10 protein-coding genes, 1 tRNA gene and 1 rRNA gene are annotated in these 12,814 nt (G+C 30.3%); 1 reads left to right on the top strand and 11 read right to left on the bottom strand.

Annotation, left to right across the window (positions count from 1 at the left end; genetic code table 11):
• Positions 1-48: 48 nt before the first annotated feature.
• On the top strand, positions 49-1,920 hold the full coding sequence (locus CLCHR_RS22230) for an LTA synthase family protein (protein WP_079442091.1): 1,872 nt from the start codon (positions 49-51) through the stop codon (positions 1,918-1,920).
• Positions 1,921-2,114: 194 nt separating this feature from the next.
• Here the strand turns inward: CLCHR_RS22230 and CLCHR_RS22225 are convergent, their stop codons facing one another.
• The 11 genes from CLCHR_RS22225 to CLCHR_RS22175 form a co-directional block, all read right to left on the bottom strand.
• A complete protein-coding gene (locus tag CLCHR_RS22225) occupies positions 2,115-3,239 on the bottom strand; it encodes an ABC transporter permease (RefSeq protein WP_079442090.1) in 1,125 nt (374 codons plus the stop codon).
• Positions 3,232-4,380: an ABC transporter permease gene (locus CLCHR_RS22220; protein ID WP_079442089.1), complete on the bottom strand. Its 1,149-nt coding sequence runs from the start codon at positions 4,378-4,380 to the stop codon at positions 3,232-3,234. Before CLCHR_RS22220 ends, CLCHR_RS22225 begins: the two co-directional genes overlap by 8 nt.
• 94 nt (positions 4,381-4,474) lie before the next feature.
• Positions 4,475-5,404: an ABC transporter ATP-binding protein gene (locus CLCHR_RS22215; RefSeq protein ID WP_079442088.1), complete on the bottom strand. Its 930-nt coding sequence runs from the start codon at positions 5,402-5,404 to the stop codon at positions 4,475-4,477.
• Positions 5,405-5,577: 173 nt separating this feature from the next.
• Entirely contained in the window at positions 5,578-6,198 is a 621-nt protein-coding gene (locus CLCHR_RS22210) for a response regulator transcription factor (protein ID WP_079442087.1), read from the bottom strand.
• Positions 6,195-7,304, bottom strand: coding sequence for a sensor histidine kinase (locus CLCHR_RS22205; RefSeq protein WP_079442086.1), 1,110 nt, complete (start codon positions 7,302-7,304; stop codon positions 6,195-6,197). Before CLCHR_RS22205 ends, CLCHR_RS22210 begins: the two co-directional genes overlap by 4 nt.
• 12 nt (positions 7,305-7,316) lie before the next feature.
• Positions 7,317-8,126, bottom strand: a complete 810-nt coding sequence (locus tag CLCHR_RS22200) for a putative ABC transporter permease (RefSeq protein ID WP_079442085.1) — start codon at positions 8,124-8,126, stop codon at positions 7,317-7,319.
• 148 nt (positions 8,127-8,274) lie between these two features.
• Entirely contained in the window at positions 8,275-9,618 is a 1,344-nt protein-coding gene (locus tag CLCHR_RS22195) for a TldD/PmbA family protein (RefSeq protein ID WP_079442084.1), read from the bottom strand.
• A gap of 2 nt (positions 9,619-9,620) precedes the next feature.
• Positions 9,621-11,006 carry a TldD/PmbA family protein gene (locus CLCHR_RS22190; RefSeq protein WP_079442083.1) on the bottom strand — a complete coding sequence of 462 codons (1,386 nt, stop codon included), beginning with the start codon at positions 11,004-11,006 and terminating at the stop codon, positions 9,621-9,623.
• Positions 11,007-11,402: 396 nt separating this feature from the next.
• Positions 11,403-12,344, bottom strand: a complete 942-nt coding sequence (locus CLCHR_RS22185) for a polysaccharide deacetylase family protein (RefSeq protein WP_079442082.1) — start codon at positions 12,342-12,344, stop codon at positions 11,403-11,405.
• Between the two features lie 199 nt (positions 12,345-12,543).
• Positions 12,544-12,618: transfer RNA gene (locus CLCHR_RS22180), tRNA-Asn, on the bottom strand.
• Positions 12,619-12,689: 71 nt separating this feature from the next.
• Positions 12,690-12,814: ribosomal RNA gene (locus tag CLCHR_RS22175) — 23S ribosomal RNA — on the bottom strand; the annotation flags it as partial.

Genomic DNA, 12,814 nt, shown 5'->3' with positions numbered 1-12,814 from the left:
TTTATGTATACTATATAATGTAGTCATATATTGAATTGAGGTGAAATAATGAGTTCTTTTAACTCTATAATTAATAATTTTTTGAAACGTAATTTAAATAAAGATACGATCATAAGACTTATCTTCTTTTTAATCCCTGTTGTTTCTATAGTATTAAAAGGGATTATTTTTCAAGGTTTTGCGTCTAATAAAAATCCATATGCTCTTGATTTTTTTAATGGTTATCAGGCCGCTGATCCTTTTATAAATTATTACATAGCTTTTTCTTTAGTATTCTTCAGCTTCTCTTTTTTATTTAAAGGGACAGGCAGAATAATATACACTTTCACTATGGATCTTTTTTTAACGTTATTAATATTAACTGATATTTGGTATTTTAGAGGCTTTCTAACTGTACCATCTGCATTAATATTAACACAAACAGCTAATTTAGATAATATGTCTGGAAGTATACTATCTATGACCAGTAATTTAGATTTTATATTTTTACTTGATTTTATACTATTGGCAATATATGTATTCATAGCAAGAAAGTCCTTTTCGAAAAATCACGGACGAGCTATAAAAACTTTTTTATGTACTTCTATTTTACCAATATTGTTTATAATTTATGTTCCCATTAGTATAAATGTGTTTAATAACAAAGATGTTCATAATGCTTATTTATTTAGTAATTATGATAAATCAAATACAGCTAAATACTTTTCTCCTGTCGGATATCATATCATTGATTGCTATACTGTATACCGTGATTCTAAGCCATATAAATTGACAGATCAGGATAAGGCCGACATAAAAGAATTATTTGAAACTAAAAAAGAAGACTTGCCTAACAATGAGTACTTTGGTATTGAAAAAGGCAAAAACTTAATATATATTCAAGTTGAATCTTTAGAAAGTTTTGTTATTGGTAAAAAAATAAATGGTAAAGAGATTACTCCTAACTTAAATAAATTAATTCAAACGTCTTTGTATTTTCCTAATACTTTCGAGCAGGTTAATGAAGGGACAAGTTCTGATGCTGACTTAATGGTTAATACTTCTATGTTGCCATTAAGACAAGGAAGTACTTTCTTTAGATACCCTAATACTAACTATAACTCTCTACCTAATTTATTAGAAAAAGAAGGCTATAGTACTACTGCAATTCACCCTGATAAAGGTTCATTCTGGAATTATGCGAATGGATTAATCGGTATTGGTTTTGATAAGTTTAGTGATTATTATTCATTCAATGTAGATGAGCAAATCGGACTTGGTATTAGTGATCAAAGATATTTTGAACAAGTTGTCCCTATGCTAAAACAGCAAAAGTCGCCTTTTTACTCAGAAACAGTAACTTTATCAAGTCATGGACCATTTGATATTCCTGAAAAATATAGAGAACTTGGGCTTGATCCAGAGTTAAATGCAAGTAAGCTTGGAGGGTATTTTGAAAGTGTTCACTATACAGATAAACAAATAGGACATTTCATTGATTTACTCACTAAAGAAGGCTTACTAGAAAATAGCTTAATAGTTATAATGGGTGATCATACTGGCGTTCATAAATATTATGATGATACTATTGGTCAATTATCTCATAAAGAAGATTGGTATTTAAATACTGGAAATCCTACTGTTCCGTTTATAATTTATGATCCATCTTCTAAACAAGGAAAAACATTTGATAAAATGTATAACGGACAAATTGATGTAATGCCAACTTTGTTATACTTACTTGGAGTTGAAAAGGATAAATATGAAAATAGTGCTCTAGGGCGAAATCTATTAAATACAAACAAATCCTTTGCTGTAATAACTAATGGAACTCTTAAAGGTGGAGAAAACCTTACTGATAAAGAGAAAGAGATTTATAAAAAATCACTTGAGATTTCAGATAAAATGATTCGTGCAAACTACGCACATAATGTTAGTTAAGCATATATAAGATATCTAAAGGGAGTAAATTCTTATCGTAAAAGAATTTACTCCCTTCCTAGTATTGTATATATTTCATATTATAAAAGAAGTTTGTGATTTATTAAATTCATAATCCTTCTGTTAAATTTTACATCATGTTTAGCTAATGCATCATCTTTCTTATCTTTATTCATATCACTGTCAATATCAACTTAACCATTTTCTTTAACTAATACAATCTTGTTCTGAGTAAAAAAAGCACTCAACAATAAAAACAGAATTGATAATACAAGTATTCCACCTATTATAGGTAAAATTGACACAAATCCGTTTCCTGCCTGTAATTTCTCTATGGCCATAAAAATCCATCTTGGTGGAAGAGCATCGCCGATTTTCTGTAATCCCTTACTCATCATTCCATAATCCCAAAAAGCACCGCTTAACATGAACACAGGCACAGTTAATGCTGAATTGATAATGGTGAAAACTGATTTATTTTTTACTATTGACGCTATCATTATACTATAAGTAATAGCTAATAAAGACATTAACAGTGCTAGAAATAACAAAATTATAGTGTTATTGAAGCCAAATTCATAATCAAGTATCTTGCATACAGCATAATATTCTATTGATGGTACCGCTGTGAAAAGAAAGAATACAATGCACTGGCTAAAGTAATATTGTCTCTCACTAATATTTCCCATAAGAACTCTTCCCTTTGTACCTTCTTTTTCATCTTCTAAGATAAATCTACAACTTCCTGATGCTGTAATAAATAATAAATAAAATATTATTCCTAACGAAGATAATATACTTGGTTTTATATCTCTACTATTTAATACCTCATACTCCGGTCTTGCTTCTCTATATGTCTTTATAACTTTATCTATACCGCTATCCTCTACATTTATATTATTTGATATCTTAGCTAGAGCAGCTACTTCACTTTCTAGGAAACTTTTAATAACAGCTTCTGTGTCATTATTCGAAATTGATTGATAGGAAATCTCCCCCTTTTCTCCTTTTATAATATTATCTGTAAATAGCTTATCTATTTTAATTACCATTTCGTATTTGTGATAGACCAGATCTTGTACATAGTCCTCACTCTTAACTTCTACCTTACTTACTCCATCAAGCTTTGATAATTTTTCTTCTATTTCTCTACCAAAAGCTCCACTATCCTCATTTATCACTGCAAGTTTTATACTTGAATTACCATCTTCTATACCTGTAAAAGCAAAAATTAATGCAATGGGAAGAAAGAAGGTCGTAATTAAAAAGCTTTTTCTCTTTAACAAGATTTTTGCAACATTTATTATTATTCTAATCATTTGCAATGCCCTCCTTATTTTTTAAGATCCCAAAGTATGCAATTAGACATAAAGCTGACAAAACTAAGGGTACTATCATTGCGATGAAGTATGCATTCGATTTTATTCCACATAGTAAACTACCTATTGCTATGTTAATCCAATACACTGGGCTAATACATAATAGCTTACTTATCGGTCCCATTCCAACCATTACACTAAGTGGGGTATATGCTCCGCCTAAGAAGCACATTACTACTATAGCTACCTGTACTATGCCTGTAACCGTAGTATCATTTTTTGCGATAATTCCAACAAGGGCTCCCACTACAGAAACAAAGACTCCAAATACAAAGAACATACTCATGAACTTAAGCGTATTGATGCCCCAATTTACATCTAATACGTAGGTAGAATAGATATATATTAACAAAACTTGTAAAACAGATATTGTCACTCCGACAATAACCTTTGCTCCTATTAATGAGCTTTCTCTCATTTTAGATAGTCTTATTCTATTAATTGTTGTGAGTTGTTTTTCTTTATATACAGACTCACCTACTATGCCTGCGATATACAAAATAATCATGGCCAGTTCTGCGAACGTATAATATTCTGATGAAGTTATATCACGAGCTTCACCAATATTCTCTTTGACAACATACTCGCCATATTTGTTCTGTACTAAATTTTCAAAAGCCTTTGGATTATATTCTCCTATAGTATCAAAAGCTGCATATTCATTTAGAATTGATTCAAATATTCCTCTAAATATCTTTGTTTTAATCTTTTCCCCGTTCTTTGAGGAATAGAGGTTAAAACCACTATTATTAACTTCAATATGAACTAAAGCATTATACTTATCAACTTCATCTTTAACCCCATCCAAAGACGGAGTCTCCTCGAATTTGATATTAACTGCTTTTTCAACACCTTCTTTAAATTCTAAAAAACCATGCTCATATCTCGTTTCACCATTAATTGTATAATAGACCTTTGAAAATTCATTTCCAGAACCAAAAATATCTCCTGAAGCCATTAAATTTTTGAGACCCACACTCAAAGTTGTAATTAAAATTATTGGAAATATAAACATAAAAACTAAAGTTTTTTTAGATCTTAACATCTGCTTAAATTCCTTTTTTAACATTGCTAAAAACATATTAATCCCCCATTAGCTGAAAATTTAAACTTTCTAACTCTAACTTATATAATTGAATAACCTTTACTTTTTTTAAATATTTAACTTTGTAACGCTATTCTCTAAGCTTTTTACCCGTTAAGGCTAGAAAAACTGCTTCAAGGCTAGGCTCTTCATTAGCTATATTCTTTATATCTCCCCCATTATCCGAAATAACAGTTACCAAATTCGATATTAAATTGCTACTTTTCAATGTAGTAATCTTATATTGGTTATCTGAGAACGCTACTTTTTCGACTCCCGTAACTTCCTTAATAATACTTTCTAAGCCATTTATTTTCTTTGCTACAGATATATTTAAGGTATTCTTATCTCCAATTAAATTTTTTAGTTCTTCACTCGTACCCTCTGCAATAATATGACCTTTATCAATAATAGCAATTCTATCACAAATATCATCAACTTCCTGCATATAGTGAGAAGTATATATTATTGTAGCGCCTTCATCTCTAAGTTTTAAAACTGATTCTAAAATATGATTTCTAGATTGTGGATCTATTCCAACTGTAGGTTCATCCATTATTATAAGCCTAGGTGAATGAGCTATGGCACATCCGATATTAAGCCTTCGCTTCATACCACCTGAAAATTCTGAAACCTTTTTATTTCTCACATCTGTAAGCCCTACAAATTCTAATGTTTTAGCTGTTCTATACTTAAGATCTTGTCCTTTAAATCCATATAAGGAGCAAAAGAAACTAATATTTTCTTCAGCAGTCAAATCCCAATATAAAGCAAAATCCTGCGGTACTATTCCAATGTTTTCTTTCCACTTTCTTATCTTATTAGTTTCTTCTTCGTAGGTTATCTCACCTGAAGTTTTTGTGATCAATCCACATATCATACCAATCGTCGTGCTTTTACCTGCTCCATTTGGTCCAAGGATTCCATAAATCTGACCTTTTTCAATTATTAAATCTATTCCATCAACAGCTACCTGATTCCCATAATCCTTATAAAGCTTTTTAATTTCTAACATTCTCATTAATAATTACCTCCAAATTACTCTTTAACGAATGAATATATAGTCAAACACTATTTCAAACTTTTTATACATTCTTAGTCTCCATGATACAAGTATATAAAAAAAGGTGAATCTTCAATAGTTAGAAAACTCACCTTTTATATATTACATTTGTCATATTTCACTTTGTTCATTTATAAATTTCCTTTTAAATAATTAACAGCTAGTGCCGTTCTGTGTTCTAGTCCTGTTTTATTTAATATTGTTGTAATATAGTTTCTTATTGTACCTTCTGAAATAAATAATTTATTACTAATTTCCTTATTACTTAATCCTTCACTAATAGCTTTTATTATTTCTACTTCTCTATCCGTAAAATTATATTTCTTTATCTCTGGTTCGCTTTCTTTTACCCGAAGCTTGCCCAACACATTTTCATTCATTACAATGGTATTATTATAAACTGAGACTATTGAATTTGCTATTTGCTGTGGAGAATTATTCTTTAATATGTACCCTTTTGCTCCATATATGATTGCCTCATTTATATAATCTTCCTCATCGAAAGTCGTTAAAACTATGCATTTAGTTTTTGTGTTTTTTACAATTTCACGTACTGCCTCAACTCCATTAACAATAGGCATTCTTATATCTATCAACGCCACATCAACTTCATTTTCCAAACAAAAATCAATGCATTCTCTTCCATTAGCTGCGTCTCCAATTACCTCGATATCGCCCTTAAGTGGCAGAATAATTTTTAAACTTTCTCTAATCAAAGTATCATCATCGCATATTAATATCCTAATGCTCATTTTAGCTCCTCCAAATTAAAAATCATATTGATAACAAAACCATTGTCGCTATAATATTCTACTCTTCCTCCAAGCCCTTGAACTCTTTCCTCAATACCTCTAAGGCCTAATCCTTTATTTAATCTCTTATATCCATTCCCATCATCTCGAAACTCTATCCTTGCTATTTTGTTATATACAAAAATTGATATTGTAATTTCACTAGCCATTGAGTACTTAGCCGCATTAGTTAAAGCCTCATTAATATTCTCTTCTAATACCATCCATAACTTTAATATAAATTTATTTATATCGCCCTCTACTTTTAAACTTGTTTTTATACCTGTGCTATATTCAAATTTTAATAATTGTTCCTTTATTTTTTCTACTCCAATCACTCTATCCCTAGGCTTAACATTTCTTAAAATATTTCTTATTTCATCCATCCCTTCTCTTAGGTTTTCCATTGCTGTAAGTAAGTATTTGTTAGCAATATCATTATCCTTTCCTAATGTTTCTTTTGTTACTTCTAACTGCATAAGAGAACTTGTTATCCTGTGACCCAGATGATCATGAAGCTTTTGTGCCATGAAGTTTCTCTCTTTTAAGCTTATTACTATATTATTTTGTTCAATATATCTTTCTAAATTTCTCACCTTATTTTCCATTAGGTGGCTTTCATATCTTTGTCCTCTGTTAAATTCCTTCATTTCTAGCTCGTTTTCATATTTCTTTTTTAATTCATATAAATACAAGTTAACAATTATAATATACACGTACATATAAAACAAGTTTTCTCTTGATAAGTAACTCATTATTCCTATATTAATAACAATGCAAGCAAAGAGCCTTACTCTATTTTTAACTACTTTAAAAACTATTATTGGCAGAAAAAAACTAGTTCCTGAAAAACCCAAACTCTCAAAACTCAAAATGCCTATAAGTTGAAGTAAATTTATATATTTTTCACTAATCTTTAAGAAACCATTTAGAAACTCAAGAATTAAAATTCCAATTATACACGTTATTCTAATAATGATATCAACATCTTGATATCCTAAAATTATCAGATTTAATACTCCAAATAATGACATTATAACTATAAGCATCGATATACTTTTTCTCATTATTTATTCCTCTTATTTTCTTCTTAGCTTTTTTATCTCTTCTTTTAGTTTATCAAGAGAATATTGATGGTTTAAAGATTTTATATTTGGAAATGCTTTAATAATACGTTTATTAACAGATTTATCTTTTAATATTACACTTTCTAATTTAAGTTTTAATTTGTTGATTTGTTCCTTTGTATGCGCAAGTGCTTCATTATCCTGTCCAATTATTTCATCGATCCTACTTAAATTCTGCTGTAGAAGCCCCTTGTAGCTTTCACTCTTTTCCCTAATCTCTTCAAATAATGTACTCATTTCTTTTAATTTTCCACCCAATTGCATAACTCTTGCTGTAGTAATCATTGCATCTACTGCAAAATAAATAATCAGTATATTGCATGTCCATATTACAACATTTATTGAAAAACTTTTAGTAATATCTACCAAAATTGGATTTATTATTTCTATTGTAATAACTGATAATATACCAAATAGCGTTGAATTCAATAAACATACTCTTCCCTTTATATTGAATTTGTAATTTGAATAATCCCACCACTTAAGATGAAACATCGTTTCTAGTAAAAATCCTGTAATGTACTCTAATATACTTGTAAAGATCATTGCAGTTAAATACAACATTATAATATTATCTGAGAACGGTGATAATATTATAACAACTATAAGTGCTCCTGCGCCGTATATTGGGCAGAATGGACCTTTTAGAAACCCTCTATTTACATATTGTTTATCAATAATAGAGCAATAAGTAGTTTCACATATCCATCCTAAAAAGCTATAAATTATAAAATGAAAAAGATAAATATAGGTTATATTCATTACTCTTTAAACCACCTTAGCTTATTTATTGATATAATAATAATGAATAATTAAAGTTGAGATTTTCTATAACTATTTAACATTGCATCTATTTAGAAACTTTTATAGAATTTCGTCTCTAATTATTCATTATTCATAATACATCTAATTACTTTCCTGCTACTGAAAGTTCCTTTACAACAACAGAAGGACATCCAATGCTACTCATTGGAAACTTCAAATCACTTCCCACGTCTTTTATATCCTTTAGCAATGTGAAAAAGTTTCCTGCAACTGTGATTTGTTCTACTGGAAAACTCTTTTTCCCATTTTCAATCATAAAACCTTTTGCAGCTAAAGAGAAATCTCCTGTTACAGCACTAGCCCCTGAATGTAATCCTGCAAAATCAGTAATGATAATCCCTTCCTTAACATCACTACAAAGCTCCTCAAAAGATTTTTTTCCTGGATTAATGTAGAAATTCGTTGGACTGACCCCTATAATTGAAGCATATGAACCTTTAAATCCATTACCAGTAGATTTAACACCAGCTTTATATGCAGTTTTTAGATTATATAATAATGTATTCAATTTTCCTTTAGATATTATTTCTTTTTTATAGGTTGCAACACCTTCATCATCAAAGGCTGTTGTTCCAAGCCCATCCTCTAAGTGTGGATCATCAACTAGAGTTACTATATCTGACGCTATAATTTCGCCTTCTTTTCCCTTTAATAACGATAATCCTTTTTGTGCTTGTTCAGCATTAAAAATTGATGAAAATGTTCCAAGTAGTGATACCATTGCCTCATTATTTATTATTATCTTATACTTACCTGATGAAATGCTTCTCCCACCAATTTTCGAAAGCGCCTCTTCAAGACCTTGCTTTGCTAAATCACTAGGCTTAATATCATTTGCCTTTTTAGCCATAACATATCCTGTTCCATCATATCTCTCATTATTTTCTTCTACTATTGGAACTACATAAGCAGTTAAACTATTTCTTTCACTTTTTAAGTTCAAACCTTTAGTGTTTATTATCCCATAAGTCCCCTTACCGTATCCAATTCCACACCCCTGAAAACTTACAACCTTGTCACATTGCTTCCTACATTCCTTTTCCATTTCCAGTGCAAGTGAAATTAGTTCATCCGGTTTTATACTATCCAATTCTTTTTTATAACAGTCCAATTTCTTATATTCTTTATCACCTTCATATATAAACTGCACATCGTCATTTTCTATAGCAAGCGCTGCCTCTTTTGCATTTTTAACAATTGTATTTATCGCTTCTTCATCTAATATCTCAGTATAAGAATATCCCATCCTATTATTTATCTTTCCTCTAAAAGAAAGACCAAAGGAGTTATTTAATTTATATTTCTCAACTTCACCTTCATAAATATTTAAGTTTAAACTTTCAGAATCAGAGTAATATATTTCACATTCTTCAAATCCTGAATTTTTAGCCTCTTTAAATAATTCATCTTTAAATAAGTTAAAATCCATATCTATCTACCTCCAACAGTCATTTTCTTTACTCTAATCATAGGCTGCCCTACATTAGTAGGTATGCTTCCTGATGACGAGCCACACATACCTTGACCTACATCTAAGTTGTTTCCAACCATATCTATATCCATAAGTACTTGGCTGCCTTTACCTATAAGACTTGCTCCTCTTACTGGTTCTTGGATTACTCCATTTTTGACTAAGTATCCTTCTTGAACAGCAAAGTTAAACTCTCCAGTTACAGGATTAACTGAACCCCCACCTAATTTCTTAGCATATAACCCGTCTTCTATAGATTTAATAATATCATCTGTGTTATCATCTCCAGCTGCTATATAGGTATTAGTCATTCTCGAAGTTGGCTGGAACTTATAGCTTTGTCTTCTTGAACTTCCCGTAGACTCCATATTCATACGTCTTCCATTCAACTTATCGATCATATAGCCTTTTAAAATACCATTTTCAATTAAAATGTTCTTTTGTGTCTTATGGCCTTCGTCATCTATATTTAGTGATCCCCAAGCATTAGGCACTGTACCATCATCTATAGCTGTTACCTTTGTCGATGCTATTTGCTCTCCTAATTTATTTGCAAAAACTGAATTTCCCTTAGCTACAGCGCTTGCTTCTAATGAATGGCCACAAGCTTCGTGAAATATAACTCCACCAAAACCATTATCTATTGCTACAGTCATATTGCCCGCAGGACAATTTTTAGCATGAAGCATTGTATGCGCTACTCTTGCTGCTTCCCTTCCATGATATTCGGGGTTTACACTTTCAAACATTTCAATCCCTGTATGTCTGCCCGGACCTTCAAATCCAGTCTGATTCTCATTTCCTTTTGATGCTATTGCACTTACTCCAAGCCTAGTTCTTATTCTTGTATCTTGAACATATAACCCTTCTGTATTGGCAATTAAAACATTCTGTTCTTTATCCCCATAATTTGCTATAACTTGTGATATTTCATTATTAAAATTCTTTGCTCCATTATAAGCACTTTTTAGAATAGCTATTTTTCTATCATAAGCAACAGCCTTAGGATAATAAATTATTGGATGTATTGTAGTGATACTCTTTTCATTTAGTACTATTGAATTACCTGCTTCCCCTTTTACATCTCCTAAAGCTAATGCAGCTCTATATGCAGTTTCTAAAAGACTGTTTAAATTATTATTATTTGTATAAGCATATACACTATTTAAACCTTTGAAAATTCTTATTCCTATTCCATATATTCTTCCACCTATAGCATCATCTACTTTACCATCAACTAAAGATATTGAATTATTAATTGAGTCTTCTTCAAATATTTCAGCAAAATCGCCTCCAGTTACTAAGCATTTTGCTAATACCTCGCTAACAATATTTTTTGATAACATTTTATTCCTCCTCTTTCTTATATAATATGATACAAAGTTAATTTTCACTAAGTATTATAACTCTATGCATCCCATTAACTGTTTTAACATATATTTTATCTGATAAATCCTTAATCATTTAAGTATATATTACTAGTTTACCATTAATTCTTTGTATTTCAATTAGAAGAAATAATTAGTTAATCTATCTTTTAAAATAACTAATACAACCATAAATATTAAGATTCATAATTTTATTTGTAGTAGCTTATATTCCGATTATTTATAATTTCCGTAAACTATCGCGTAGTATAACTAATTTGTTTTTAGATATAAAAATAGGCCATATTACCTCTAAGTAATATGGCCTATTTATAAGTGAATGTTACTATTATCTAATTATATTTATTTTATAAACTATTTCATAGTTCTAAACTCGTATCCCTGTTCCTTTAAATACTTGATTATCTCTGGTAAAGCTTTTCCAGTTTCCTCTTTACCATAAGTATCATGCATTAATATAATTCCCTTTTGTCTCCCAGACATAGTTTTTATAACTTCTTGCTTTAGCTGTTCAGCATTTTTTGGGGCACCTTCTGCATCTTTAGACAATGAATTCCAATCAACTTGGTGATAATCTTTATCGTGTAATGCCTTATCCATATCCCCCATGCCTTTAGCATCCTTACTCTTCCATGTCATATGGCCGCCTGGAAATCTTACAGCTCTTGTGGAAAAATCTTGACCTAAAACATCTTTTAACGCCTGATTTGTTTTCTCAAAGTCTGCCATGCAGTTATTTAAATCAATTTTCCCATGCGGATATAAATAATTATAATTATGTGAATAAGTATGATTTCCTATTGCATTTCCTTCACTTAATTCTCTTTTTACTAATTTTTTTGTAGTCTCACTCTCATTAACTGACTTTCCTACAAGAAAGAATGTTGCATGCACATTTTCTGCCTTAAGGGTATCTAATATTTGTGGTGTCACGGTTTCTGATGGTCCATCATCAAATGTTAAATAAACAACTTTTTTACCATCCGCTCCATCAGGCATTTGTCCTCTCATCTGTTGATCTAAATATTTTTCTACAAATGCTACATCATCGGCTACAGGATCATTCTTTAACGATTCTACAGTTGTACTTTCCTTATTATCTGAATTATTAGCTTCTGAATTTGTTCCCTTACTAGTATCGTCGAGAGCTTGTACTTCTTGTTTGCTTGCTGAAAATTTTTGGGCCATTACTGCGCTTCCTACAATAACAAATACACCCATTACAATAAATAAAATAATAGTTCTTGCTCTTTTAATATTTCTCATTTTACTATTATACCTATGATTATGCTTCATTTTTGTAATACCTCTTATGCTCCAATGATTTTTATTCTTTATTAATTAACACAACTAGTAATTTATTTTGAAAAATACTGCGTCACATCTATATATAGTATAAGTTTTTCATCCGTTTTATACAACAAAAAAAAGCCGATTTCTCGACCTTAAAATCTTAATTTTTTCATAATTTTTTATTTAATTTTAAATAAAAAAATGGCTCCGCGAAGAGGACTCGAACCTCCAACCTATCGGTTAACAGCCGAGTGCTCCACCATTGAGCTATCGCGGAACGTCATTCTTGAAAGAATTATGTTCTTTCAAAATTGCATATAAATTTTGATGTATTACAACTTGATTATATTGGTCAAGCCCTCGACCTATTAGTATCAGTCAGCTAAATATGTTACCATACTTACACCTCTGACCTATCAACCTTGTAGTCTTCAAGGGGTCTTACTAGCTTACGCTATGGGAAATCTAATCTT

The sequence above is a fragment of the Clostridium chromiireducens genome (assembly GCF_002029255.1).
GTDB classification, from domain to species: domain Bacteria; phylum Bacillota; class Clostridia; order Clostridiales; family Clostridiaceae; genus Clostridium; species Clostridium chromiireducens.
This window is presented reverse-complemented; position numbering and strand designations above follow the sequence as displayed.